The following is a 23,720-nucleotide window of genomic DNA, read 5'->3' as shown; positions in this document are numbered from 1 at the left end:
AAGTTCACATGCCCTCGGGTACTGACAGATCAGGCGAACGCCAGGTACCGTCCAGAGCCAGTCCGCACATGTGGACTAAACCAACCACCTTCCTACAACGGATCGTCCGGCACGTTCCTGCCGGTAGAAGGGGGCCCATCACCATGGCCACTGTCTCGTTCGACAAGGCGACCCGGATCTACCCGGGTTCCGAGAAGCCCGCTGTTGACGCGCTCGACATCGAGATCGAGGACGGAGAGTTCCTCGTTCTGGTCGGCCCGTCCGGCTGCGGCAAGTCCACCTCGCTCCGGATGCTCGCGGGGCTCGAGGACGTGAACGCCGGCGCCATCCGCATCGGTGACCGCGACGTCACGCACCTGCCGCCGAAGGACCGGGACATCGCCATGGTGTTCCAGAACTACGCGCTGTACCCGCACATGACCGTCGCCGACAACATGGGCTTCGCGCTCAAGATCGCCGGTGTGCCGAAGGCCGAGATCCGCCAGAAGGTCGAGGACGCGGCGAAGATCCTCGACCTCACCGAGTACCTCGGCCGCAAGCCGAAGGCGCTCTCCGGCGGTCAGCGCCAGCGTGTCGCGATGGGCCGCGCGATCGTGCGCGAGCCCCAGGTCTTCCTCATGGACGAGCCGCTGTCCAACCTGGACGCCAAGCTCCGTGTGTCGACGCGTACGCAGATCGCGTCGCTGCAGCGCCGTCTCGGCATCACCACCGTCTACGTCACCCACGACCAGGTCGAGGCCATGACGATGGGTGACCGCGTGGCGGTCCTCAAGGACGGTCTGCTCCAGCAGGTCGACACCCCGCGCAACATGTACGACCGCCCGGCCAACCTCTTCGTCGCCGGCTTCATCGGCTCCCCGGCCATGAACCTGGTCGAGGTCCCGATCACCGACGGCGGCGTGAAGTTCGGCAACTCGGTCGTCCCGGTCGACCGTGACGCGCTCTCCGCCGCCACCGACAAGACCGTCACCGTCGGCGTCCGTCCCGAGCACTTCGACGTCGCCGGCGCCGAATCGGACCAGGGCCTCGCGGTCACCGTGAACGTCGTCGAGGAGCTCGGCGCCGACGCGTACGTCTACGGCACCGCCAAGGTCGGCGGCGACGACTCCAAGGACCTCGTCGTCCGCGTCAGCGGCCGTGACGTCCCGGAGAAGGGCAGCACGCTGCACGTCGTCCCGCGCGCCGGCGAGACCCACGTGTTCGCGACCTCCACGGGCGCGCGGCTCTCCGACTGAGAGGGCGCCGACCGCCCGACGTAAAGGCAGCACAACCCCGGGTAATTCACCCAGGTTGACGAAGAGGGCCCCGCAGAGCGCTGCGGGGCCCTCTTCGTTGTCGACAAATACCCCGGCATACCCGGCCATTTCGAGTGCTGTACGTCAACACGCCGCAGGGGAAGAGGCACCTCTTCGTCCCCCGAAACGGTGACCAAATGTCGCCATATCAGTACTGAACGCTACCCTCACTCGCGTGAAGCACTCCACCATCCAACAGACACGACGCGGCCAGCGGGGCCCCGCCCGCCAGCTCGGCCGCACTCTCGCCCTCGTCCTGCCCGTCGTCCTGGTGCTCTCCGGGACGCTCGCGGTAACCCGGGTCAACTGGTCGGGGAACCCCTCGGACTCGGTGCTGACCGCGACCGACGTCTCGAGCGCGCGTGACACCAAGAACGCCGCCCCGCGCGCCCCTCAGGACGTGCTGCGCGACCAGCTCCTGACCGAGCTCCAGGAGGAGGACCCGGGCGTCGCCCTCACCCACCTCCAGCAGGCCGTGCACGACCGTCCGTCGCTGGGGCGGCACTGCGCCTCGATCGCCCGTGCGCTGGGGCGCGCGGCGGTCCGTGTGTACGGGCCGACGCGTGCGCAGTCGTTCGCCCGGCCCGTGTGTGACACCGCGTTCGCGTCAGGGGTCGCGGCGGTGCACGGCTAGCCATCCCCTTTTCGAAGAACACTCCGCTTCCGGACCGTAACGGCTGATTAAGGAACGGTTGCAGGTGAATGCCGTGAGCGGGGCGCCGCGTACAGTTCGGTCATGACTGATCCGAACGCCGCGTCCCGCCCCGTTCAAGCCGTCATCCTGGCCGGCGGCCAGGGTTCCCGGCTGCGTCCGTACACCGACGACCGGCCCAAGCCGATGGTGGAGATCCCCGGTACGGGGACGCCGATCATCGGCCACCAGCTCGCCTGGCTCGCGGAGGAGGGCGTGACCGACGTGGTGGTCAGCTGTGGGCATCTCGCCGAGGTGCTGCAGGACTGGCTGAAGTCGGCCGAGCTGCCGGTGCGGGTCACGACCGTCGTGGAGACGGAGCCGCTCGGGCGGGGTGGCGGTCTGAAGTACGCGGCGGCGCATCTGCCGCACCCGGAGCGGCCCTGGTACGCGACCAACGGTGACATCTGGACCCGGTTCTCGCTGCGCGACATGGCGGACTTCCACGCGGAGCGCGACGCGGTCGCGACGTTGGCGCTCGCGCGGCCCCGGATTCCCTGGGGGGCGGTGAAGACGGACGGCTTCGGGCACATCACGGACTTCATCGAGGCGCCGCCGTCGACGTTCGAGATCAACGCGGGCGTGTACGTCTTCTCCCCCGCCTTCTCCGGCCTCCTCCCCGAGCGCGGCGACCACGAGCGCACCACCTTCCCCCACCTGGCCCGCGAACGCCGCCTGGCCGGGTTCCCGATCCCGCAGGGCGCGTACTGGCGCGCCATCGACACGGCGAAGGACCTGACGGAGGCGGCGAAGGAGCTGGCGGCGCTGGGGCGTTGATGCCTGCGGCGGCCTGTGACTGTTTCGGTGGGGGTGCGCGTAGCGCCTCCGGGTGTGGCGTGGGTCGGGGCCGTACGCGGGTGCTGCGCCGCGGGAGTACGCCACGACGGCGACTCTGCGACGCCGGTTCGCGTCATCCGGTTCATGCGAGGCCCCCAGGGGCCTTCACCTCTCTGCGCCGGTCCAGTCATTCCAGCCCGTCCTGGGTGCCCCCTCTGGGGGAGTTTGAGGACGAGGCCCGTTCATGGCCGAAGCGGGGGTCTGGGGGCCGCAGGCCCCCAGGGACGGGACGGGCAGGGGCGGCGGGGCGAGGAGAGCTTGGTGTGGCGATGGGCCCCGCACGGGAAGTGTGCGGGGCCCATCGAGGTTGTGCTGGTCCGGGTCAGCCGGTGGGCCAGGTAGCGAGTAGTGGGCCCACCGGCAGGGTTACCCCAACAGGCCGCCCACCAGCCCCGGTTCGTCGGCGTCGGAGCCACCCGTGGAGCCGCCGCCGGAGGAGGGCCCCCCGGAGGTCGGCCCGGTGCTGGTGCTCGGCGCCTCGTCGGCCGGAGTCGACTGCTGCGGCGGAGCCTGCCCCCCGGTGCCCTGCGTCTGGCTGGGCGTACCCGCCCCGGCGCTGCCGGTGTCACTGGTCGCGCCCGGCGTCGTCGCGGCGCCGGACGGCGTGGCCGACCCCGACGTGGCGCCCTGCGTGGGCGAGTTGGAGGCCGACGGCGCCTTCTGCCGTTGGCCGGGCTCCTGCGGCAACGGGGAGCCCGGCAGTTCGTTGCGCGGGGCCTCGCCGGGGCCGGGGACGACGACACGGTCGGCGTCTCGGACCGCGCCGCCGAGCAGCGAGCCGATGAGGAGGGTCAGGCCGGTGACGATCACCGTGACCAGGGCGCCCCGGCGCAGGACGTGATTGCGCAGCTCCCAGATGTCGGCGCGAGGGCCGAGACGGCGCCAGGCCATGCCCGCGAGGCGGCCGTCGATCGAGTAGACCGGGGCGCCGGCGATGATCAGCGGGGACCAGGCGGCGAGGTAGATGATGTCGGGGGCGTCGTAGGCCGGGACGCTCTTCCAGCTGACGGTGACCAGAAGCGCGGCAGACAACAGCGCGCCCATCACCGCGGCGACCCGCTGCCAGCATCCCAGGACCGTGAGGACGCCCACGATGACCTGGAAGAAGGCGATGACCAGGCCGGAGCCGACGGGGTGTTCCAGGGCGAACTGGCGGAGGGGCTCGGCCACTTCCCACGGATGCAGGGTGTTGAGCCACTTCACCATCGAGCCGCGTTTGCCGCCGTCGAAGTAGACGGGGTCGCAGAGCTTGCCCATGCCGGCGTAGATGGAGATGAAGCCGAGGAAGACGCGCAGGGGGAGAAGGACGACGCCGAGGTTCATGCGGCGGCCGGGGTAATAGGCGTGCCGGGCCGGGTCGTCACCGCCGCCGGGCCGCTTGAGGGGCGTGTCGGTCGCCTGCGTGCCGTGCGGGTCTTCCTCGAACTCCTCGTCGTCGTAGACGAGTTCCTCGTCGTATGCGCCCTCGACCGTGCGCATGTTGGGGAGGAGCCGGGTTTCGAGGGATTCGTGCGTGCGTTGGGCGCCCACGATCGGCGTTTCGACGGTCCGTGAGAACTCGTCGTCGTAGCCGCCGTCGTAGCCGCCCCCGTCGTAGCCGCCCCCGTCGTAGCCGTCGTAGCCGCCGACATCGACCCGTGGGATGACCTGGGTGGCTCCGCCGAGGCCGGGGGCCGGCTCTTCGCCGTGGCGGACACTGCCGTCCCGCACGGCCTGGAGCAGGCGGTGGGCGCCGGTGTCGTCGGGCGCGGACGTGCCGTTCCAGACGGCGACTCTGCGGCGGGCGCCGGGGGCCGCGCCCGCTCTGCCGGCCGCGCCCATGACGGGGATGCGGGCAGTGTCCTCGGTGGCGCTCAAGTGCCGTGCGATCCTGGGGGATTTGGTGCGCCCGGTCGACGCGCCCAGCAGCACGCGGAAACTCGCGTGATTGACGATGATCTGCGCCGGATCGCTCGGCACCTTCACCATGCTCAGCGCGGGAGCGTCGTCGTAACCCGACGAGCGGTCCCCCGTGGGTGTGCGGGGTGTTCTGGTGTCCACACTCAACTAACCGAGTGATGTGTGGTTAGGACACTGCCTTGACCGGCCGGATCTGTCCGGACCCCGTCAAGGATGCGCAGGTCGCACCACTGTCACCGGAATTACCCCGCACGGGTGACGCCACGGACGCGTGTTCAGCCGCGTCGGCGAGCCGCCTCGTAGAGGACGATCCCCGCCGCCACACCGGCGTTGAGGGACTCCGCGCCGCCCGGCATCGGGATGCGGACGCGGAAGTCGCACGTCTCGCCCACGAGTCGGGACAGGCCCTTGCCCTCGCTGCCGACCACGATGACGACCGGACCTTCGAGGGCCGCCAGGTCGCCCAGTTCGGCCTCGCCGTCGGCGGCGAGACCGACGACCACGATGCCTGCCTTCTTGTACGCCTCCAGGGCGCGGGTCAGGTTCGTGGCGCGGGCGACGGGGGTGCGGGCCGCGGTGCCGGCCGATGTCTTCCAGGCGCCGGCCGTCATGCCGGCCGCTCGCCTTTCCGGTACGACGACGCCGTGGCCGCCGAAGGCGGAGACCGAGCGGACCACGGCACCCAGGTTGCGCGGGTCCGTCACGCCGTCGAGGGCGACGATCAGCGGGTCCTCGCCCCCGTCCGCGGCCGCGTTGGCCAGGTCCTCGGGGTGCGCGTACTCGTACGGCGGGACCTGGAGGACCAGGCCCTGGTGGTTGAGGCCGTTCGTCATGCGGTCCAGCTCGGGACGCGGGGCCTCCATGAGGTTGATGCCGCCGCGCTCGGCGGCGAGCTGGAGGGCCTCGCGGACGCGCTCGTCGTTGTCGATGAACTGCTGGACGTAGAGCGTCGAAGCCGGGACGCCCTCGCGCAGGGCCTCGACCACCGGGTTGCGTCCTACGACCATCTCGGACGTGCCCTTGCCGCCGCGGCCGCGCGGCACGGGGCGGCGCGCGGCCTGCTTCGCCTTGGCGGTCGCGATGCGGTTCTTCTTGTGCTTCTTGCGCATCTCGGCGGGCGGGGTCGGGCCCTTGCCTTCGAGGCCCTTGCGTCGCTGGCCGCCACTGCCGACCTGCGCGCCCTTCTTGCCGGACATGCGGCGGTTGTTCGCGGCCATGACCTACCTGTCTGTCGTGAGGCGTTCGTATGTACGTCTATGCAGTGTGCCGCCCGGAGGGCCGGGCGGCACAATCGATCTTCCGGGAACCGGAATCCGTCAGCGCGAGCCGAGGGTCCAGCGGGGGCCCTGCGGGCCGTCCTCGATCACGAGGCCCGACTGCTTCAGCTGGTCACGGATGGCGTCGGCGGTGGCCCAGTCCTTGCGGGAGCGGGCCGCCTCGCGCTGGTCGAGAACCATGCGGACCAGGGTGTCGACCACGCCGTGGAGGTCCTCGCCGCGGTCGGACTCGCCGGCCCAGTGCTCGTCGAGCGGGTCCATGCCGAGGACGCCGAGCATGGCGCGGACCTCGGCGAGGCGGGCCACGGCGGCTTCCTTGTCGTCGGCGGCCAGTGCGCTGTTGCCCTGACGGACGGTGGTGTGGACGACGGCCAGCGCCTGCGGGACGCCGAGGTCGTCGTCCATCGCCTCGGCGAACGCGAGCGGCACCTCGGCGGACGGCTCGACGACGTGCCCGGTCATCTCGACGACGCGCTGCACGAAGCCCTCGATGCGCGCGAACGCCGACTCGGCCTCGCGCAGGGCCTCCTCGCTGTACTCGATCGTCGAGCGGTAGTGCGGGGTGCCGAGGTAGTAGCGCAGGACGATCGGGCGCCACTGCTTGACCATCTCGGAGACGAGGACGGAGTTGCCGAGCGACTTCGACATCTTCTCGCCGCTCATGGTGACCCAGGCGTTGTGCACCCAGTACTGGGCGAAGTCGTCGCCGTAGGCCTTGGCCTGGGCGATCTCGTTCTCGTGGTGCGGGAAGATCAGGTCGAGTCCGCCGCCGTGGATGTCGAAGGCGGAGCCGAGGTACTTGTGCGCCATCGCCGAGCACTCCAGGTGCCAGCCGGGGCGACCGCGGCCCCACGGCGTCTCCCAGTCGGGCTCGCCGGGCTTGGCGGCCTTCCACATCGCGAAGTCGCGCGGGTCCCGCTTGCCGGTGATGCCCTCCTCGGTGGGCTGCCGCATCTCGTCGAGGTCCTGCCGGGACAGCTCCAGGTAGGAGGGCCAGGACCGGACGTCGAAGTAGACGCTGCCGTCCGCCTCGTAGGCGTGTCCGCGCTCGATGAGCCCGCGCATCATCTCGACCATCTCGGTGACATGGCCGGTGGCGCGGGGCTCGTATGTCGGCGGGAGGCAGCCGAGGGCGGTGTAGCCGTCGGTGAAGGCGCGCTCGTTCTCGTAGCCGATGGACCACCAGGGGCGGTTCTGCTGCTCCGCCTTCCAGATGATCTTGTCGTCGATGTCCGTGACGTTCCGGATGAACGTGACGTCGTAGCCGCGGTATTCGAACCAGCGGCGCATGATGTCGAAGTTGAGCCCGGAGCGGATGTGCCCGATGTGCGGTGCGGCCTGCACGGTGGCGCCACAGAGGTAGATCGAGACACAGCCCGGCTGAAGGGGGGCGAAGTCACGGATCTGCCGGGCACTGGTGTCGTACAGGCGAATAGTCACGACACCAGGGTAGTGGGCGGATGGGAGTGCCTGGTGCGTAAGTGCGCTTTGGCCGTTCGTGGTCGCTCCCAGGCCGGTGGGGACCGGTCGGGCCCGCGCTGGAACGGCCCGCCGGGCGGCCTCAGCCGACCCGGACCACCAGCGCCGTCGCCACCGCCATGAGCCCCTCGTCGCGGCCCGGGAAGCCCAGGCCGTCCGTGGTCGCGCCCGACACCGACACCGGGGCTCCGGCCGCCTCCGACAGGATCTTCTGCGCCTCGTCGCGGCGCTTGCCGATCTTGGGGCGGGGGCCGACGACCTGGACCGCGACGTTGCCGATCCGGAAGCCCGCCTCACGGACGATCCGGGCCGCCTCGGTGAGCAGTACGACACCCGGGGCACCGGACCACTCGGGGCGCCCGGTGCCGAAGTGCTGTCCCAGGTCGCCGAGGCCGGCCGCCGAGAAAAGCGCGTTGCACGCGGCGTGTGCGACGACGTCCGCGTCGGAGTGGCCGGCGAGGCCCGGTCCCTCGCCCTCCCACTTCAGGCCCGCGCACCACAGCTCGCGGCCCTCCTCGAAGGCGTGGATGTCGGTGCCGATGCCGACCTGGGGAAGGATCACGGGCTGCTCAGAAGCCATCGTTCAGCCTCCGGCGCGCCAGAACCGCCTCCGCCAGGACCAGGTCCAGCGGGCGCGTCACCTTGAAGGCCTCCTCGTGGCCGGGCACGACCACGACGGTGAGGCCGAGCTGCTCGACCATGCTCGCGTCGTCGGTGACGTCGTCGCTCACCGTCTCGTGCGCACGGATCAGCGTCGCGCGGTCGAAGCCCTGCGGAGTCTGCACGGCACGCAGACGGGCGCGCTGCGGGGTGGCCACCACCGGTTCGGGCTCGCCCGTGACGGCGGCCGGCTCGACCTCCTTGACGGTGTCCGCGAGCGGCAGCGCGGGAACCACGGCCTGCGCCCCGTCCCGTACCGCCTCGATCACCGCGTCCACCGTGTCCACCGGCACCAGCGGGCGGGCCGCGTCGTGCACCAGGACGATGTCGTGCTCCGGCGGCAGCGCGTCCAGGCCGAACTTCACGGACTCCTGGCGGGTCTCGCCGCCGGGCACCACCAGGAAGTCGGTGCGCTCGGGCAGCGCGTGTGCGTCGAGCAGGCTCTTGACCTCGGCGGCGCCGTCGGGCGGGGCCACGACGACCACGAGGGAGACGGCCCGGGAGGCGGCCATCGCACGCACAGCGTGGATGAGCATGGGCGTGCCGTTCAGCGCGCGAAGCGCTTTGGGGGCGCCCGGACCGAGGCGTACGCCCTTTCCGGCGGCTGGGATCACGACGGCGGTACGGGCCCCGGCACGTGTGTCCGCGGGGACACCCGTGGGCGAAGGACGCGAAACGTCAGACATCGGTTCCTGTCAGGTTTGTGTGCTCTGCCTACGTGGGTATGGCCTCAAGCGTGCCGGGTGGGCCTTTCTTGACCGAACCCTTCCGTGACATCGGTCGAGCCGGCTGCCCGGACCCGGCACATCAAGTATCGGGGGCGCCCCCGAGGTAGGACGTACCGCGCCTGTGAGCGAACATGCCGCAGCGCCCGGCGACAGCAATTACGTCATCGGGCACCGCGGCACTTCTTTGAAAAAAATCAGCACACTGCCGAAACCACTGTGCTGAAACTGAGGCGGATGTACCGCGTCAGGACGCGAGGACCTCGTCGAGCAGCGCCTCGGCCTTGTCCTCGTTGGTGTTCTCCGCAAGAGCCAGCTCGCTCACCAGGATCTGGCGGGCCTTGGCGAGCATGCGCTTCTCACCGGCGGAGAGTCCGCGCTCGCGCTCACGACGCCACAGGTCACGCACGACTTCCGCGACCTTGATGACATCGCCGGAGGCGAGCTTTTCCAGATTTGCCTTGTATCGACGCGACCAGTTCGTGGGCTCCTCGGCGTACGGCGCGCGCAGCACCTCGAAGACCCGGTCCAGCCCGTCCTGACCGACCACATCACGCACGCCGACGAACTCCGCATTGTCCGCTGGCACACGTACCGTCAGGTCACCCTGGGCGACCTTCAGCACCAAGTAGGTCTTGTCCACGCCTTTGATCTGGCGAGTTTCGATGGCCTCGATCAGCGCGGCCCCGTGATGGGGATAGACCACGGTGTCGCCAACCTTGAACGTCATGTGACAGGTACCCCTTCCGTGGCTATCCAGGGTAACACGGAAACTGCGGGTTCTGAATGGCGTTTTCGCAGGTCAGGGCATATCTCGGGGCTTGACAACTCCAACAGGAACGTGCTGCGCGGGCCGAGCGGAAGAAAGTATTCGCAGGTGGGAGTGGCTCTGCGGGCGAGGTGAAACGCGTACGTTACACACATCCGGGGACGCCTCCGAGTGGCTGAACGTCCGCATATGTCCGGTTCCAAGTGTGCGACTTCCGCTACTCCGTTCGGCGTCCCGAGTCACCTCCCCGGTGAATCCGGAATTGATCACAGCCAGGTCGGCGGCACATCCGGTGATCAATTCCGGGAGCGTCGCGCATTCCTTCACCGAAATTTTGCGGGGGCCTAGCGAGACGTCTTATGTGAATGACGGACAGAGGTCCGGGCAAAGTGACCGGCGGGCCACTTGCGGGTGAAGGAACGGGTGGCGGAAGAGGCGCTTCGGACGTACTTCCTCGTCTCGTCGCCGCTCGGGGGAGGGTCGGGTGCGGTCGCACGGGAACGGCTCGGTAACCTAAGGCCGCTGACAGACACTTAGGGCGGCTTCAAGCGCCCCCCGTTCGAGTCAAGGAGTTGCCGCCGCCGTGAGCAGCAGCCTTCGACGCGGCGCCCTCGCTGCCGCCGCCATCACGTTCTCGATCGCCGCGCTCTCCGCGTGCGCGGCCGGCAACAACGCGCAGACCCTGGAGATCAAGCCGGACAACGCAGCCACCAGCGTCGGCGACATCAAGATCCAGAACGCCATCGTCATCACTCAGCCCGACCTGGAGTCGACCGGCCCGGCCGCGATCTCCGCGACCCTGTTCAACTCCGGCAGCTCCGCGCAGACGCTGGACTCGATCAAGGTGGACGGCACCTCCAAGAGTGCCGAGCTCAAGCCCGCCAAGGGCGGCAGCCTGACCATCCCGGCCGGCGGTTCGCTGATCATCGGCGGCAAGGACAACGCCGCCGCCCTGCTGCCCAGCAGCCGCGAGGCCGTCCAGGACGGCAACGCGCAGCGGATCACCTTCACCTTCAGCAAGACCGGTGACGTGAGCCTGCGCGCGTTCGTCGTGCCCGCCGAGCACTACTTCGAGGGCTGGGGCCCGACCGAGGTCCCGGCGACGCCGGGCACCACGTCCTCCCCGACCGGCTCGCCGACCGGAACCCCGGGTGCGGGCGCGGAGGCCACCCCGACCGGCGGTGCGTCCGGGAACGCTACGGAGACCGGCGGAGCGGCCGGTGACGAGGCGGGGGCCGGCACCACGGGAACCCCGAGCGACAGCGCCTCGCAGACGGTCTCCGGGCACTGAGCGGCCGTACGGCATCGGATCGTCGTACGGCACTTGCACAGTCGTAGAAAAAGGGCGGGACCCCCGGAATCGGGGGTCCCGCCCTTCGACGTACGTGGCGATCGTGTTCTCGTGCCCTACGGCCGCGTCCGTGCCACGCCGGCGGTTTCGGTTTACGGCTCGAACTTGTAGCCGAGGCCGCGGACCGTCACCAGGTACCGCGGCGCGCCCGGGTCCGGCTCGATCTTGGCGCGCAGGCGCTTGACGTGGACGTCCAGGGTCTTGGTGTCGCCGACGTAGTCGGCACCCCAGACGCGGTCGATGAGCTGCATACGGGTCAGGACGCGGCCCGCGTTGCGCAGGAGCATCTCCAGGAGGTCGAACTCCTTGAGCGGGAGGTCGACCTTGGAGCCGGAGACCGTGACCACGTGGCGGTCGACGTCCATCCGGACCGGGCCCGCCTCCAGGGCGGCCGGGGTCACCTCCTCCGGCTCGCCGCGGCGGCGCAGGACGGCCCGGATACGGGCGACCAGCTCGCGCGAGGAGAACGGCTTGGTGACGTAGTCATCGGCTCCTATTTCCAGGCCGACCACCTTGTCGATCTCGCTGTCCTTGGCGGTGACCATGATCACCGGGACGTTGGATCGGCCGCGCAGCTGGCGGCAGACCTCGGTGCCCGGCAGGCCGGGCAGCATCAGGTCGAGGAGGACGAGGTCGGCGCCGTTGCGCTCGAACTCGTCGAGTCCGTCGGGCCCGGTGGTCGCGACGGCGACCTCGAAGCCCTCTTTGCGGAGCATGTACGACAGGGCGTCGGAGAAGGACTCCTCGTCCTCGACGACGAGCACACGGGTCACGGAAGGACCTCCGGGGCGGAAAGCGTTTCGTACGCGGTTGAGTCAGCGAGTGAGTCGGGCGTTGCGCGGCGATGGGATGGAGCGGCGGACTGCCCGGCCTCTTCGTCGAGACCGGGGGGCTGTTGTGCGCGGTCGCGGGCCGCGCCCGCCTCCGGCAGCCGCAGGGTGAAGGTGGAGCCCTGTCCCTCGGAGCTCCACACCGTGACCTCCCCGCTGTGCGAGGCTGCCACGTGTTTGACGATCGCGAGACCGAGGCCGGTGCCGCCTGTGGCACGGGAACGGGCCGGATCCACGCGATAGAAGCGCTCGAAGATGCGCTCCTTGTCCTTGTCCGAGATGCCGATGCCCTGGTCGGTCACGGCGATCTCGATATTGTCCCCGCCCGGAGCGTTGACCCGGCGCGCGGCGATGCCGACGCGGGTGCGGGCGGGCGAGTAGTTGACGGCGTTCTCGACGAGGTTGCCGAGCGCGGCGGCGAGCTGGCCGCGGTTGCCCCAGATGCTGAGGTCGGAGGTGGCGCCCGCCCGTCGCCCGCCACCAGCCTGATCGGGCCCTTCGGGCGCCCATACGTTCGAGGCCATGGTGATCTGCTTCGTCCCGGCGGCGTGCCGGCAGCGGTCCATGGCCTCGGCGATGAGCTCGTCGACGCGGACGGGCTCGGCGTCCTCCAGCGGGTCGTCGTTCTGCACCCGGGAGAGGTCGATCAGTTCCTGCACCAGGTTGGTCAGCCGGGTCGCCTCGATCTGCATGCGCCCGGCGAAGCGCTGCACGGCCTCCGGGTCGTCGGAGGCGTCCATGACGGCCTCGGACAGCAGGGAGAGCGCGCCGACCGGCGTCTTCAGCTCATGGCTGACGTTCGCGACGAAGTCACGCCGCACGGCCTCTATCCGCCGGGCCTCGGTGAGGTCCTCGACGAGGAGGAGGACGAGGCGGGAGCCGAGGGGCGCGACGCGAGCGGACACGGCGAGGGCCTCGCCGCGTCCGGTGCCACGCCTCGGCAGGTCCAGCTCGACCTGCCGTATCTCGCCGTCTCGTCTGGTGTCCCGGGCCATCTGGAGCATGGGCTCGACGGAGAGCTTGCCGCCGCGCACCAGACCGAGGGCGTACGCCGCCGAGCTTGCCTTGACGACGGCGTCCCCCTCGTCGAGTACGACGGCGGAGGAGCGCAGCACCGACAGGACCGTGTCCACGCCGGGGGGCAGGACCGGGTCGGTGTGCAGAGAGGTTCGGGTGGGTCGCTTCAGGTCGCGTTCGCTCCAGCGGAACGCCAGCATGGCGATGACACCGGTAAGCACCCCGGCGATCGCTGCCGCTGCGGCGACCGCCGCGTTCACGTCCATGCACCCAGGTTAGGCATGACGCAGGCAGTGGCCACAGCCGTCGGAGTGCGACCTCGAACACTCGTCGCCCAGAGTTCACCTTGGAGCCAGTGCTGGTTCATTTGGGGTGGCGGAAACGGACGCGTACGGGCCGGATCGTGGATGCGTGCGGTTCGCACAGGCGGTTTAGCGTGGGATCACACTGGCGGTTTCACGACAGTCCGACTGACGTTTTTGCGACAGTCTTACTGTCGGAGGGCATGACGGTAAGACTTCCGGTTCAACGGGATACGACAAGATCAGACGACAGGACTGCCGGTCCGACGACAGTCTCCCGGCCCCGGAACCCCTGAGGCATACGTAAGAGAGGGACCCTGATGCGGGACGCGTACCACGAGGAACTGGACTCGATCGGCGACGGTCTGGTGGATATGGCCCGGCTGGTCGGCTCGGCGATCGGGCGTGCCACGACGGCGATCCTCGACTCCGACCTGAAGCTCGCCGAGAGCGTGATCGAGGCCGACCAGAGGGTCGACGACCTCCAGCACGACCTGGAGGCCCGGGCCATAGCCCTGCTGGCGCGCCAGCAGCCGGTGGCGACGGATCTCCGTATCGTCGTCACCTCGCTGCGGATGTCCGCGGACCTGGAGCGGTCGGGCGACCTGGCCCAGCACGTCGCCAAGCTCGCCCGGCTCCGCTTCCCGGAGCGTGCGATCCCGCACGACCTGCACGCGACCATCCTGGAGATGGGCCAGCTCGCGCAGCGCCTGATGGCGAAGGCGGCCGAGGTGATCACCACCAAGGACGTCGACCTGGCGATGCAGCTTGAGCAGGACGACGACGAGATGGACCTGCTGCACCGCACCCTCTTCCAGCACCTGCTGGACGACCGCTGGAAGCACGGCATCGAGACGGCGGTCGACGTCACCCTGCTCGGCCGCTACTACGAGCGGTACGCCGACCACGCGGTGGCGGTCGCCAAGCGCGTGGTGTTCCTGGTGACGGGCGAGCACGCGGACGAGCTGCAGCAGGACATCCAGCCGGACATTCAGCCGGTTTCGGACGCTGAGGGCGTCTGAGTCGTACGCCGGGGGGGTTCCGGGGAGTGCGGGGGCCTGTTCGGGGCGTGAGCGGAGCCTCTGTGCGCCGTTGATGCGCCCAGCGGGGCGGGCATGGAATGGGCACAGGCATCAGCCCCGAGGAGGGACCATGGCCGAATCCCCCAGCACTCCCGGTACGACCCCCGACCCCACCCAGGAACGCCCGACCGAACAGCCCGCCGACATCAGGAGCCTGCCGCTCTTCGCCGCCTGCGGCTGCGGCTCCGGCTGTGGGTGCGGGTGCCAGTCGGGGAATCCCTGCCAGTGCGGGTGAGGCTGAAGGGATAGCACGCAGAGATGACGCGGCGTACGACGCCGTGAATCCTGTACGACGGTTGGGGCCCCGGTGCGGATGTCGCGGCGGGGCCCTTTGCCGTGTGCGGGGGGGGGCTCCCGTGCTGAGGCTTCTTCCGTGCGCGGTCTCCAGTCGAGGGTTGGACAGCGCGCGTCTACGATGGGGCATGTCGCCCCATCGAGGGCTTGACCGGGGCTCCGCCCAGAGCCCGGGCCCGCGGCGGCGCCGACGCCCCAGGGCAGTCACCACGCGTCCGCCGCTCTTTTCTTTGGGCTTCTCAGCACTGCCAGGAGCATTGCCATGACTGCTCAAGCTCGATCTGCCTCGATCATCCTGGAGCGCCCGGCGCAGGAGCTGGCCGACGCGACCTCGCACCATCCGTTCCTGTACGAACTCAAGCCGGTCGAAGCACGCAAGGTCCTCGACGACCTGCAGGCCGCGCCGGTCGACAAGCTGCCGGTCGACGAGGAGTGGATCACCGTACCGGCCGCCGTGGGCGACGTACGGGTGCGCATCGTCAAACCGCAAGGCGCCACCGGGACACTGCCCGTCGTGCTGTACATGCACGGCGGCGGCTGGGTGCTGGGCAACGCCGCCACCCATGACCGCCTGGTACGCGAGTTGGCGGTCGGCGCCAACGCGGCGGTGGTCTTCGTGGAGTACACGGCCTCACCGGAGGCCCACTACCCCGTGGCCATCGAGCAGGGCTACGCCACCGCGCAGTGGATCAAGCGTGAGGGAGCGTCCAAAGGCCTGGACGCCGGGCGCATGGCAGTGGCCGGCGACTCGGTCGGCGGGAACATGACGGCCGCGCTCGCCCTGATGGCCAAGGAACGCGGCGACGTCAGCTTCGTGCAGCAGTCGATGTACTACCCGGTGACGGACGCGGCCATGGACACCGGGTCCTACGAGCAGTTCGACACCGGCTACTACCTCAGCCGCAAGGCCATGGAGTGGTTCTGGGACGCCTACACCACCGACCCGAACCAGCGAGCGGAGATCACCGCGTCTCCCAACCGCGCCACCACCGAGCAACTCGGCGGTCTGCCGCCGGCCCTGCTGATCGTGGACGAGGCCGACGTGCTGCGCGACGAGGGCGAGGCCTACGCCGCCAAGCTGCGCGCGGCGAACGTCCCTGTCACAACGGTGCGCTACGACGGTGCGGTGCACGACTTCATGATGATCAACTCGCTCAGCCAGACAAGGGCGACCCGAGCAGCCGTGGACCAGGCGATCTCGCTCCTGCGGGATGCCCTTGGGACCGCTGCCCGCTGACGGACACCGGCGGCTGCACGGCGCTTGTCCGACGCTGTCGGGCGGGTACGCGTTGACATGCGCGCCCTCGGCCGGGCGCGCAGAGGCGTCGGCATGAGCGTCGTCCCTGGTGCCGATGGAGCCGATGGACGACACCCGCACTCCCGACCGGAACGCGAGGAATCCCATGACTCTGCAGCCGATCGTCCCGCCCGAAGAGTGGGAGGCAGCTCGACAGGAACTCCTGGTCGAGGAGAAAGCGCTCATGAAGGAGCGCGACGCCCTCGCCGCGAAGCGCCGGCGGATGCCGTGGATGGCGGTGGACAAGGAGTACCGGTTCGAGGGCGCGGCCGGCGGACTGAGCCTGCTCGACCTGTTCGAGGGTCGTCGACAGCTGATCGTGTACCGGGCGTTCTACGCGCCGGATGTGACGACGTATCCGACGACGGGCGGCTCGTATCCGGAGCGGGCGTGCGACGGCTGCTCGTTCGTCGCCGACCAGGTGGCGCACCCGGCACATCTCAACGCGCGGGACACGACGTTGGCCTTCGTGTCGCGTGCACCGCAGGCCGACATTCGAGGGCTGCAGGAGCGCATGGGATGGCAGCTCATCCCTTGGTACACCGTGACCGACGACTTCGACACCGACTTCGGCGTCGACCAGATGCACGGGACCAACGCGTTCATCCGCGACGGCGACCGGATCTTCCGCACCTACTTCGTGTCCGACCGGGGCGACGAGCAGATGGGCAACACCTGGAACTACCTCGACATCACGGCGCTCGGACGACAGGAGGAATGGGAGGACTCACCGCAGGGCTACCCGCAGACGCCGCCGTATCTCTGGTGGAACTACCACGACAGGTACGGCGCGACTCCTATTTCGGGTGGGGATTAGGGGTTGCGGGTGGGGATCAAGGGTTGCGGGCGAGGATCAGGGGCCCAGGGCCCGGCTCCTCAGTGGCCCCAGGGCCGAAAATGCCCCTGAGTCGCGCCATATGCGCAGCTCAGGGGCATGATCATGGGGCCTACTTCTTCTTGCCCTGGGTTTCGACCGCCCGATTTTTGGGGCTGGTCAGCGGGGTGCTCACCTCAACTGACCTGCGGTCGGGCGGTCGTTGTTCGTCGTTGTCGGTCGTTGGTGGTTGACCTCGGAGGTTCCACAGAGGTTCCGGAGAAGGCCCGGCAGTGTCGCCCTGGCCCTCAACTTACGAAGAGGAGCAGTCTCGCCCCGGCATGCGAGTTTCGTCCGTGAAACCGTGCTCGGCAGGATGTGTTGGACGCTGAGCAAGCCAGCCAGACACCCGAGGTCCGCCGTTCACGGCCACTCCCTCAAGAACTGTCCGAGCGTGCTGGAAGCCCTGCCGAAGGTAGTACGCCTGAAGCCCCTCGTTTCTCGTCCACGCGTCGAGACGGAGCCACTTGGCTCCGGCCCGGTAGGCCCGATCCCCCGCTTGGACTGGTCACCACCGGCAAAAGGCCACCGTTGCATCATCGCCTGACTTGTAGCGGGGCCACCGGCGCCCAGTTGGGTCCGTAGCCTCGACCTTGCGCACGGTCTCGATCAGTTGGCGCGGTCCGCCCTCCCGGAGCGTGACGAAGACCTCGGCCCAAGTCGCCATTTGGTACTCGGTCACGAGCCTTGAGACGCCGTCCGACATGACGCCGGCAGAGTGCACCTCAGCGAGAGGTGTCGTCCCTGTCAGGGCATATTGAGATGCCTCCGGACCGCTGGCAGCCACCCAGTATCCCTCTGGAGTGTTGCGCACTTGCCGTTGCGCGAGAACGAGGCGCTGCACGGCTTCTCTGTGGGCCTGCGTATGGGTCTCGTGGCTTTCAACCTCGGCCCGCAGGTCCGGCAAGACGTCGTCAACGCGAAGGTCACTGATCACTGTGTGGCCCTCGGAGCCTTCCAGAACGATCGGCGAATCAGCCAAAACGAGGTGGTCAACAACCGCGTACCTGTGGCGCAGGATCGCCACGGTGGCGGAGGGCGTTCCAGGGTCTCTTAGATCGCATTCGGGGTGCAGCGCAGCCACACGTTCGAGAGCATCCGCCAGTCCGTCCGAGAGCGGACGCTCCGGGTCTGCAAGAGCGCTCACGAGAGACCCACCGAGATGAGCGACGTACCACGGGACGCCATGGCGGCACCCCGTGGTCAGTCCAGCCGTGCTTAGCCCGTCTAGCACCACGGCGAGCGTGGGGGTGCCGGCCACCCAGTCTTCATTGGGGTTGGCTCCCCCGCCAAGTGTGTCAATGCAGACGCGCATGATCATCCCTCGTGTCGGTACAGGGGGGTCACCCGACGGCTCTCCAGCACTTCGAGTGTCTCGGGGTTGTAGCGGCACGAAATCAACGTTGAGAAGCGCCGCGTGCGAACTTCCCGGTACAGCTCAGCCAAGTTGTGTTCCAAGAAGTGCACGACTCCGTTCGCGCCGATGGCGTGGATACCCGCGATGTACAGGAACGTCCCACGACCGTCCAAGCGCGGGAGTCGCCCTAGGTATCCGAAGTCGCCTGCCGAGCCGTCCTCGTCCAACGGAGACCGGTACGTCTTCCCTGCCTTCTGGTCCACCAGGTGCCAGGCGTGATCCTTCTCAAACCGAAGGTTGTCGTCTCCCTCCAGCACCTGGGCGACGATGGGCGACAAGCGGGGGCCACAGATGACCACGTGGTTGTCACGGTTCAGATTGACGATGCCGGTCGGCGGAATCACCTCGTACTGCGCCTCAAGCTTCATGCCGCCGAGCAACTTGCGAAGGTGCTCGAAGTTGTCGAGGTCCTCACGGACTACGACGGCACTCGGGTTCTGGTCAGGCCCTTTGCCTGCCTCGACCTTGCCACCCAGCGAGACGGTGACCAGTTCCGTCCCGAAGAACACTCGCTCCGGGGGCGGTCCGGCCGACGCCAGTTGTCCGACCCGTCCCCGGCTCACACCCAATTTCGCGGCAATCTCGGCTTGCGTCATGCCGGAGGCCTGCGCTTCCTCGATCGCCTCGCGCCTGACGCGCGAGAGCTCCGTAACCCACCCCTGATAGGTCGCCATCAGGTCGATTGCGGCTTTGGCCCGTTCAACCGGCACCGCGATTTCAGCGATGCGCTTCATGTCGTCGTGCACTGCTCTCCAATCCTCGCCTAGGGGGGCTAACGAACTGTATCGCGAGAGGGGGTTGCGCGCAGCCCCCGGTTTGCCTACGGTACCTAACAAGCGAGACGGCAACCCCCCCTAAGCAAACCGGGGTCTGGTTCGTCGTGGCTGCTTGACCTGCACAAATGCTCGACAAACGGGAGCTGCGCCCAACCGGACGTGGCTTCAAGGGGCCCGGGACAGATCGGGCCGAGGACGGACCCGACTCCTGGTCATCGGGACGGCTTAGACCGAAAGGTCATGTCTCCATACGCCTACAACGGGGTCATGCCGCGCTACCTGATACGGGCGCGGCACCCCCGAAGGAGACAGCACATCGCCCCGGCATTCAGCCGTGAGGGGTGCGAGATCGAATCTCGCCCGGGGCACTCCGGCCGCTCTACGTGGCCGTGCCGCGCGTTCTACGCGGCTGATCACCCCATCAAACGGCGCGCACCCCCGGAGTTGCAGCTCCGGGGGTGCTGTTCGGGCCGTTCCCTGTGGAAGGACACACGACCCTATGAGCCCCATCGTCACTGTTCAGGACGCTGTTACCGCGTTCGCCGACTTCATGGAGCCGACGGACGCGGAGCTGGACGCGATCGAGCAGGAGATGCCCGTGATCCTGGCGGACGTCGAGCTGCTGGACGCGCAGATCGTCACCCTTGACCGCACCCCGAGCGAGCTGGACATCCGGCGTATCCGCCGTGCCCGGCGTCGGGCGCTCGCTGCCCGGGTCGCGCTGATCAACCGCACGAGCGTGAGCATGCCGGGCGGTGCGGCATGAGGGCGAGCACCTCCCCGACTGGCCCGGCCCTGCTGCTGATCGTGGTGGGCCTGCTGCTCTCGTTCACCAGCGTCACGGCCGCTTTCGTCACCGACGAGCCCGTCTGGCGCTACCTGATCGCGGGCGGCTGTTTCGTGCAGTTCCTCGGTTGGTTCGTCCACGGCCGCCGGAATGGGGGTGGGGCATGAACCTTCACCGCAAGGGACGCGCCGTCCTGGTCCTCGCGCTGGTGGCCGTGGTGGGTATGGCGTTTCGGGTGTCGTGGAACGCGCTGCGCGACATCGCCGCCGCGGTCGGCGCAGACGCGACCGCCGCGATGCTGTATCCGTTCGTGGTCGACGGCCTGATGGCGCTGGCCCTGATTGCCACGCTCGTGCTCACCGCCGATGCGCGCAAGTTCGCGCTGCGGGTGCTGGGCGCCTACACGCTCGCTTCGCTGGTCCTCAACTACGTGCACGGTCTCGTACCCGAGCTGCACAGCGATGGGAGCGTCAGGGTCGACTGGACGCGTCTGGCCGACTGGGATCCGGCGAACTGGGCCCTGGTCCTGCTCGCGACGTCGTTGCCGGTCGGGTCGATCTACTTCGGCTCCGATCTGGTCGCCAAGGTCCTGCACCACCGCCCCACCCCGATCGCCACCCCGATCCAGAATGCGGAGGAATCCACCGAGACTACAACGAAACGGTCTACGGCTGACCTCCCCGAATCGACTCCTGAGCCGATCACGGCGACGCTCGTGCGGGTGCCCGATCAGGGCCCTGTCGACTACGTGAAGTCGGCTCCGGTCTTCAAGCCGATCCCGCAGGGCGACACCGTCTCGCTCGCCCCGATCGAGCGGCGCGCAGTGCCTGCCGAGTCGACCCGATCCCGTCGGGCGACCGGTCGACTCCCCGACGCGGCGAAGTCGACCCGACCCAAGCGCACCCCCGATGAGTTGCTCACCGAGGCGCGCAAGGCGACGGCCGGATGGCCGGACGCGAAGGTGACCGCAGAGGGCATCCGCCGCGAGGTCCGTACCTCGCCCGCCAACGCTCGGATGCTGCGCGACACCCTGCTTGCCGAGCGCGCGCAGGTCGGCTGATGTCGGCCGCGTGGGGCAAGTGCTTCGACCCGTCCGGCGCCCGCTACGGCATCCCCACCTACCCGTGGCGCCTGGCGCCCGACGGGCTGGCCACGCGTCGCCAGTTACGTGCTGAGGGTCTGCGTCCGGGTGGTCAGCCGATAGCGGCGCAGGCCATGCGCATGAACCGCCGTACCGGCACCCCGAGGGTGGCCTACCTGTACCGCATCGACCGGGCGAAGCCGGTGCGGCCGATGACGTCGCGGAAGTGGGGCGCGCTGGCGCTGGCGATGCTCGCCCGCCGTACCTGTCCGGCCTGCCGTCTGGACGTCGGCTACTGCATTCCCCGCTCACACGGCATCTGCGGCATGTGCCTGGCCGCACAAGACACCGCCGCCTGACCTTCACCTACCACCGAGGAGTACGTGATGAGCAAGGCCGAGATTCGCCGACTGGACCGTGAGATCCAGCGGACCGAGAAGAAGTTGGACGCCGTGCAGAACGGCGAGTGGTGGCCGCTGACCAGCCGCGAACGGCTCTCGATGAGCCGCGCGATGGCCAGCGGCGCCCGCAGCGTCTACCGCGACCGCAGCACCACCGGCGCGGAAAACCGCATGGACTCCATCGGTTCTTCCGTGGAGCGGCGGCTGAACGCGGAGCTGACCGCCCTGCACGGCGAGCGCCAGCGCCTCATCACCGAGCAGGCCCGCGCCAAGGCGCAGAAGAAGTCTTCCGGCTGGTTCTGACCAGCCGAAACCGCCGGGGTGGCCGCCACCTGCCAGGGACACGGCCACCCCGGCTCTCACGTCAACTCACGCCCCCCATCGGGGCAGTCAGGAGCACTCCCAGCATGACTGAGAACGTCGTTCACCTCCACAAGACACCCGAACCCCCCGGCCCTGACGCGCAGGTCACGACGCTGACCGTCGTGCCGGACGCGCCGCCCGCACGGCCGATCCCGCTGTGGGTGCGCTCCGGCCGCGCCATCAGGACCGTTGCCACGCACGAGCGGACCAAGAGCGCCGGCCGCGCGGCGGCCCGGCACGGCCTGTACACGTTCAACGGGGGCCGGATCGTGGCCCGCCGCACGTGGGACGGCCGCACCGGCGCCCGCTATGAGCGCATGATCCGGGCCGCCGAAGCCGCGGGAAACAACGAGCTGGCGGAGGAATGGGAAGAGCGTCTTCAGCGCTTCCGCGACGCCCGGCACCGCCGCCGCATGGACCTGCTGCACTCCCCGATCGAGGTTGCCAAGGGCGCCGCTGTCGGCACCGGGATGGGGATAGGGGCGCTGGTCGCGCTCGGGGTCGTGATGGCCATCAGCAACGGCGACGTCAAGGACGTCATCACCCCACTCGCGGCCACCATCGACTTCATCGCGACTCTGATCAGGATCGTGCAGATCGTGTGGGGCCCCGCGCTCATCCTCGGCCCGCTGTTCGCCCTGCTCGCCCTGTGGGCCGTCGGCAGCAAGCAGCAGGCCGCACCCCAGTGGGCACTCCCGGCCAACGCCCGATCGAGCGAGGGTGAGCCCATCACGCCCTCGATCGTGGTCAAGGCCCTGCGTGACCTCGGCATCCCCGCCCTGCGCAAGGCGATCCAGGAGATGGGCGACGCCGGCGCCTCCATGCTCGGGCCGATCACGATCGCCGGATGCGGCGTCGAGGTCGACGTCACCCTGCCCTCCGGCGTCGCCACCAACGAGGTGCAGAGCAAGCGGCGCAAGCTCGCGGAGAACCTGACCCGGCACGAGCACGAGGTGTTCATCGTGATCCCCGAGGCGGCCCGCACGGTCCGCCTGTGGGTCGCCGACTCCGGCGCCCTCGACGAGCCGATCGGCCCGTCGCCCCTGGTCACCGACGAGACCATGACCGCCGACTACAAGAAGGGCCGCGCCCCCTGGGGGCAGGACCTGCGCGGGGACGCTGCCGCGCTGAGCCTGTATCAGCGCCACCTGCTGATCACGGGCCTGTCCAACCAGGGCAAGACCGCCTCGCTGCGGGCGCTCGCCCTGTGGGCCGCGCTGGATCGGACGGTTGAGTTCCGTCTCGCCGATCTCAAGGGCGGTGACTGGATCATGTTCAACGGCATCGCGACCGTGCTGATCCAGGGGCCGACCGATGACCACGTCATCCAGGCGACGGAGATGGTCGAGGGCGTGGTCGAGGAGATGAACCGGCGCATCGCTGCCCGTCAGGACAACCCGGACATGGTGTTCGATCCGCTGCTGTGCATCGTGGATGAGGCGCAGGTGGCGTTCATGTGCCCGGTCAAGGACGAGGAAGGCCGCTACTACGGCGGCTCCAAGGCCACCAGCCGCTACTTTATGGCCGTCCGCAAGATCCACAACCAGGGCCGTGTGGTCAACGTCCTGATGTGGCAGGGCACTCAGGACCCCACGAACGAGAACCTGCCCAAGCTGGTCCGCGAGGGTGCGCACACCCGTGCCTCGCTCGCGCTGGGTACCGAGGCGCAGGCCGTCATGGCGCTGGGTGAGAAGGCCGTCAACGGCGGCGCCGCCCCGCACCTGCTCCGGCCCGGCCTGGATCAGGGAACCCTGGTCATCGCCTCCAGTGGCATCGACATCCCCAAGGGGCAGTCGTCCATCACGGTGCGTACGCACTTCATCGGCGACGACGACGCCAAGGCCATCGCCGCCCGCGCCAAGGCCCTGCGCAACGGGGTCACCACGCTGCATGCCGTCGAGCGGAGCGAGAAGCGTGACCCGCTCGCCGACATCGCGACCGTGCTCGGCAGCGACAAGCGGGTGCGCACCCAGGAAGTCATCACCCGGCTCGCCGCGCTCAACTCCGAGGCGTACAGCAAGTGGTCGTTCAACGACCTCAAGCGCGTCCTCGACGACGCCGGAGAGGACATCGCCTACAAGTCCGACGGCGTCATGGTCGTCAGCCGCGACCGCCTCGCTCGCGCACTCGCCAATCGCGATGAAGAGGGTTCCGCTTCCGCCGGATGAGGCAGGGAGCCGACCCGCCTCGGGTCAGGGAGGCAGGGAGAACTCCCT

At 69.1% G+C, this 23,720-nt stretch carries 24 protein-coding genes and 1 pseudogene; 14 read left to right on the top strand and 11 right to left on the bottom strand.

Annotation, left to right across the window (positions count from 1 at the left end; translation table 11 throughout):
• Positions 1-143 precede the first annotated feature (143 nt).
• The 3 genes from ACZ7L5_RS41300 to ACZ7L5_RS41290 all read left to right on the top strand — a co-directional run bounded on the left by ACZ7L5_RS41300 (position 144) and on the right by ACZ7L5_RS41290 (position 2,763).
• Positions 144-1,235 (top strand): ABC transporter ATP-binding protein, encoded by a 1,092-nt coding sequence (locus tag ACZ7L5_RS41300; RefSeq protein ID WP_362388257.1) that lies wholly within the window; start codon positions 144-146, stop codon positions 1,233-1,235.
• Positions 1,236-1,470: 235 nt separating this feature from the next.
• On the top strand, positions 1,471-1,929 hold the full coding sequence (locus tag ACZ7L5_RS41295) for a hypothetical protein (RefSeq protein WP_328880816.1): 459 nt from the start codon (positions 1,471-1,473) through the stop codon (positions 1,927-1,929).
• A 102-nt stretch (positions 1,930-2,031) separates the two neighbouring features.
• On the top strand, positions 2,032-2,763 hold the full coding sequence (locus ACZ7L5_RS41290; protein WP_328880815.1) for a nucleotidyltransferase family protein: 732 nt from the start codon (positions 2,032-2,034) through the stop codon (positions 2,761-2,763).
• 426 nt (positions 2,764-3,189) lie between these two features.
• Here the strand turns inward: ACZ7L5_RS41290 and ACZ7L5_RS41285 are convergent, their stop codons facing one another.
• The 6 genes from ACZ7L5_RS41285 to ACZ7L5_RS41260 all read right to left on the bottom strand — a co-directional run bounded on the left by ACZ7L5_RS41285 (position 3,190) and on the right by ACZ7L5_RS41260 (position 9,593).
• A complete protein-coding gene (locus ACZ7L5_RS41285) occupies positions 3,190-4,863 on the bottom strand; it encodes a DoxX family protein (protein WP_471523874.1) in 1,674 nt (557 codons plus the stop codon).
• Positions 4,864-4,997: 134 nt separating this feature from the next.
• Positions 4,998-5,939 (bottom strand): 23S rRNA (guanosine(2251)-2'-O)-methyltransferase RlmB, encoded by a 942-nt coding sequence (gene rlmB, locus ACZ7L5_RS41280; RefSeq protein WP_365058395.1) that lies wholly within the window; start codon positions 5,937-5,939, stop codon positions 4,998-5,000.
• 99 nt (positions 5,940-6,038) lie between these two features.
• Positions 6,039-7,439: a cysteine--tRNA ligase gene (cysS, locus tag ACZ7L5_RS41275; protein ID WP_471523772.1), complete on the bottom strand. Its 1,401-nt coding sequence runs from the start codon at positions 7,437-7,439 to the stop codon at positions 6,039-6,041.
• Between the two features lie 121 nt (positions 7,440-7,560).
• Positions 7,561-8,058, bottom strand: a complete 498-nt coding sequence (ispF, locus tag ACZ7L5_RS41270) for a 2-C-methyl-D-erythritol 2,4-cyclodiphosphate synthase (protein WP_328880812.1) — start codon at positions 8,056-8,058, stop codon at positions 7,561-7,563.
• Complete coding sequence (gene ispD, locus ACZ7L5_RS41265) at positions 8,048-8,824, bottom strand: 2-C-methyl-D-erythritol 4-phosphate cytidylyltransferase (RefSeq protein WP_471523770.1); 777 nt, start codon at positions 8,822-8,824, stop codon at positions 8,048-8,050. The genes ispF and ispD overlap by 11 nt, the downstream gene beginning before the upstream one ends.
• 286 nt (positions 8,825-9,110) lie before the next feature.
• Positions 9,111-9,593, bottom strand: coding sequence for a CarD family transcriptional regulator (locus ACZ7L5_RS41260; protein WP_003953493.1), 483 nt, complete (start codon positions 9,591-9,593; stop codon positions 9,111-9,113).
• A gap of 622 nt (positions 9,594-10,215) precedes the next feature.
• On the opposite strand from ACZ7L5_RS41260, the gene ACZ7L5_RS41255 reads away from it, so the two are divergent.
• On the top strand, positions 10,216-10,923 hold the full coding sequence (locus ACZ7L5_RS41255; RefSeq protein ID WP_471523769.1) for a copper chaperone PCu(A)C domain-containing protein: 708 nt from the start codon (positions 10,216-10,218) through the stop codon (positions 10,921-10,923).
• Positions 10,924-11,075: 152 nt separating this feature from the next.
• Here ACZ7L5_RS41255 and phoP read toward each other — a convergent pair whose 3' ends face one another.
• Together phoP and phoR are read right to left on the bottom strand one after the other, a co-directional pair.
• The gene (gene phoP, locus ACZ7L5_RS41250) at positions 11,076-11,747 is read right to left on the bottom strand and encodes a two-component system response regulator PhoP (protein ID WP_004000192.1); all 672 of its coding nucleotides are present in this window, start codon (positions 11,745-11,747) and stop codon (positions 11,076-11,078) included.
• A gap of 5 nt (positions 11,748-11,752) precedes the next feature.
• A complete protein-coding gene (phoR, locus tag ACZ7L5_RS41245) occupies positions 11,753-13,096 on the bottom strand; it encodes a two-component system sensor histidine kinase PhoR (protein WP_471523767.1) in 1,344 nt (447 codons plus the stop codon).
• Between the two features lie 356 nt (positions 13,097-13,452).
• On the opposite strand from phoR, the gene phoU reads away from it, so the two are divergent.
• From phoU to ACZ7L5_RS41225, 4 genes are all read left to right on the top strand, one after another.
• On the top strand, positions 13,453-14,154 hold the full coding sequence (gene phoU, locus ACZ7L5_RS41240; RefSeq protein WP_362388672.1) for a phosphate signaling complex protein PhoU: 702 nt from the start codon (positions 13,453-13,455) through the stop codon (positions 14,152-14,154).
• A 130-nt stretch (positions 14,155-14,284) separates the two neighbouring features.
• The gene (locus ACZ7L5_RS41235; protein WP_365058377.1) at positions 14,285-14,449 is read left to right on the top strand and encodes a hypothetical protein; all 165 of its coding nucleotides are present in this window, start codon (positions 14,285-14,287) and stop codon (positions 14,447-14,449) included.
• A gap of 321 nt (positions 14,450-14,770) precedes the next feature.
• Positions 14,771-15,745, top strand: a complete 975-nt coding sequence (locus tag ACZ7L5_RS41230; RefSeq protein WP_471523764.1) for an alpha/beta hydrolase — start codon at positions 14,771-14,773, stop codon at positions 15,743-15,745.
• Positions 15,746-15,911: 166 nt separating this feature from the next.
• The gene (locus ACZ7L5_RS41225) at positions 15,912-16,622 is read left to right on the top strand and encodes a DUF899 domain-containing protein (RefSeq protein ID WP_471523762.1); all 711 of its coding nucleotides are present in this window, start codon (positions 15,912-15,914) and stop codon (positions 16,620-16,622) included.
• A gap of 310 nt (positions 16,623-16,932) precedes the next feature.
• On the opposite strand, the pseudogene ACZ7L5_RS41220 reads toward ACZ7L5_RS41225, so the two are convergent.
• From ACZ7L5_RS41220 to ACZ7L5_RS41210, 3 genes and pseudogenes are all read right to left on the bottom strand, one after another.
• A pseudogene (locus tag ACZ7L5_RS41220) lies at positions 16,933-17,178 on the bottom strand (N-acetyltransferase); the annotation flags it as partial.
• Between the two features lie 9 nt (positions 17,179-17,187).
• Positions 17,188-17,994 carry a protein phosphatase 2C domain-containing protein gene (locus ACZ7L5_RS41215; RefSeq protein WP_471523872.1) on the bottom strand — a complete coding sequence of 269 codons (807 nt, stop codon included), beginning with the start codon at positions 17,992-17,994 and terminating at the stop codon, positions 17,188-17,190.
• A 2-nt stretch (positions 17,995-17,996) separates the two neighbouring features.
• Positions 17,997-18,842 carry a sigma factor-like helix-turn-helix DNA-binding protein gene (locus ACZ7L5_RS41210; RefSeq protein WP_471523760.1) on the bottom strand — a complete coding sequence of 282 codons (846 nt, stop codon included), beginning with the start codon at positions 18,840-18,842 and terminating at the stop codon, positions 17,997-17,999.
• Positions 18,843-19,371: 529 nt separating this feature from the next.
• Here ACZ7L5_RS41210 and ACZ7L5_RS41205 point away from each other — a divergent pair.
• The 6 genes from ACZ7L5_RS41205 (at position 19,372) to ACZ7L5_RS41180 (ending at position 23,672) form a co-directional block, all read left to right on the top strand.
• Positions 19,372-19,638 carry a DUF6284 family protein gene (locus tag ACZ7L5_RS41205; protein ID WP_471523758.1) on the top strand — a complete coding sequence of 89 codons (267 nt, stop codon included), beginning with the start codon at positions 19,372-19,374 and terminating at the stop codon, positions 19,636-19,638.
• Positions 19,635-19,826, top strand: coding sequence for a hypothetical protein (locus tag ACZ7L5_RS41200; RefSeq protein ID WP_471523756.1), 192 nt, complete (start codon positions 19,635-19,637; stop codon positions 19,824-19,826). The genes ACZ7L5_RS41205 and ACZ7L5_RS41200 overlap by 4 nt, the downstream gene beginning before the upstream one ends.
• The gene (locus tag ACZ7L5_RS41195) at positions 19,823-20,719 is read left to right on the top strand and encodes a DUF2637 domain-containing protein (RefSeq protein WP_471523754.1); all 897 of its coding nucleotides are present in this window, start codon (positions 19,823-19,825) and stop codon (positions 20,717-20,719) included. Before ACZ7L5_RS41200 ends, ACZ7L5_RS41195 begins: the two co-directional genes overlap by 4 nt.
• Entirely contained in the window at positions 20,719-21,099 is a 381-nt protein-coding gene (locus ACZ7L5_RS41190) for an RRQRL motif-containing zinc-binding protein (RefSeq protein ID WP_471523752.1), read from the top strand. Before ACZ7L5_RS41195 ends, ACZ7L5_RS41190 begins: the two co-directional genes overlap by 1 nt.
• 27 nt (positions 21,100-21,126) lie before the next feature.
• Positions 21,127-21,444 (top strand): hypothetical protein, encoded by a 318-nt coding sequence (locus ACZ7L5_RS41185; RefSeq protein ID WP_471523750.1) that lies wholly within the window; start codon positions 21,127-21,129, stop codon positions 21,442-21,444.
• A 104-nt stretch (positions 21,445-21,548) separates the two neighbouring features.
• The gene (locus ACZ7L5_RS41180; protein WP_471523748.1) at positions 21,549-23,672 is read left to right on the top strand and encodes an FtsK/SpoIIIE domain-containing protein; all 2,124 of its coding nucleotides are present in this window, start codon (positions 21,549-21,551) and stop codon (positions 23,670-23,672) included.
• The last annotated feature ends 48 nt before the right edge of the window (positions 23,673-23,720 follow it).

The sequence above is a fragment of the Streptomyces sp. NPDC107528 genome, assembly GCF_055639295.1.
This window is presented reverse-complemented; position numbering and strand designations above follow the sequence as displayed.

What these genes read in the sequence shown, in the direction of transcription:
- ACZ7L5_RS41300 (WP_362388257.1), top strand. Translation starts at nt 144, where the DNA reads ATGGCCACTGTCTCGTTCGACAAGGCGACCCGGATCTACCCGGGTTCC.
- ACZ7L5_RS41290 (WP_328880815.1), top strand. Translation starts at nt 2,032, where the DNA reads ATGACTGATCCGAACGCCGCGTCCCGCCCCGTTCAAGCCGTCATCCTG.
- rlmB (WP_365058395.1), bottom strand. Translation starts at nt 5,939, where the DNA reads ATGGCCGCGAACAACCGCCGCATGTCCGGCAAGAAGGGCGCGCAGGTC.
- ispF (WP_328880812.1), bottom strand. Translation starts at nt 8,058, where the DNA reads ATGGCTTCTGAGCAGCCCGTGATCCTTCCCCAGGTCGGCATCGGCACC.
- ispD (WP_471523770.1), bottom strand. Translation starts at nt 8,824, where the DNA reads ATGTCTGACGTTTCGCGTCCTTCGCCCACGGGTGTCCCCGCGGACACA.
- ACZ7L5_RS41260 (WP_003953493.1), bottom strand. Translation starts at nt 9,593, where the DNA reads ATGACGTTCAAGGTTGGCGACACCGTGGTCTATCCCCATCACGGGGCC.
- phoR (WP_471523767.1), bottom strand. Translation starts at nt 13,096, where the DNA reads ATGGACGTGAACGCGGCGGTCGCCGCAGCGGCAGCGATCGCCGGGGTG.
- phoU (WP_362388672.1), top strand. Translation starts at nt 13,453, where the DNA reads ATGCGGGACGCGTACCACGAGGAACTGGACTCGATCGGCGACGGTCTG.
- ACZ7L5_RS41235 (WP_365058377.1), top strand. Translation starts at nt 14,285, where the DNA reads ATGGCCGAATCCCCCAGCACTCCCGGTACGACCCCCGACCCCACCCAG.
- ACZ7L5_RS41230 (WP_471523764.1), top strand. Translation starts at nt 14,771, where the DNA reads ATGACTGCTCAAGCTCGATCTGCCTCGATCATCCTGGAGCGCCCGGCG.
- ACZ7L5_RS41225 (WP_471523762.1), top strand. Translation starts at nt 15,912, where the DNA reads ATGACTCTGCAGCCGATCGTCCCGCCCGAAGAGTGGGAGGCAGCTCGA.
- ACZ7L5_RS41215 (WP_471523872.1), bottom strand. Translation starts at nt 17,994, where the DNA reads ATGCGCGTCTGCATTGACACACTTGGCGGGGGAGCCAACCCCAATGAA.
- ACZ7L5_RS41205 (WP_471523758.1), top strand. Translation starts at nt 19,372, where the DNA reads ATGAGCCCCATCGTCACTGTTCAGGACGCTGTTACCGCGTTCGCCGAC.
- ACZ7L5_RS41200 (WP_471523756.1), top strand. Translation starts at nt 19,635, where the DNA reads ATGAGGGCGAGCACCTCCCCGACTGGCCCGGCCCTGCTGCTGATCGTG.
- ACZ7L5_RS41195 (WP_471523754.1), top strand. Translation starts at nt 19,823, where the DNA reads ATGAACCTTCACCGCAAGGGACGCGCCGTCCTGGTCCTCGCGCTGGTG.
- ACZ7L5_RS41190 (WP_471523752.1), top strand. Translation starts at nt 20,719, where the DNA reads ATGTCGGCCGCGTGGGGCAAGTGCTTCGACCCGTCCGGCGCCCGCTAC.
- ACZ7L5_RS41185 (WP_471523750.1), top strand. Translation starts at nt 21,127, where the DNA reads ATGAGCAAGGCCGAGATTCGCCGACTGGACCGTGAGATCCAGCGGACC.
- ACZ7L5_RS41180 (WP_471523748.1), top strand. Translation starts at nt 21,549, where the DNA reads ATGACTGAGAACGTCGTTCACCTCCACAAGACACCCGAACCCCCCGGC.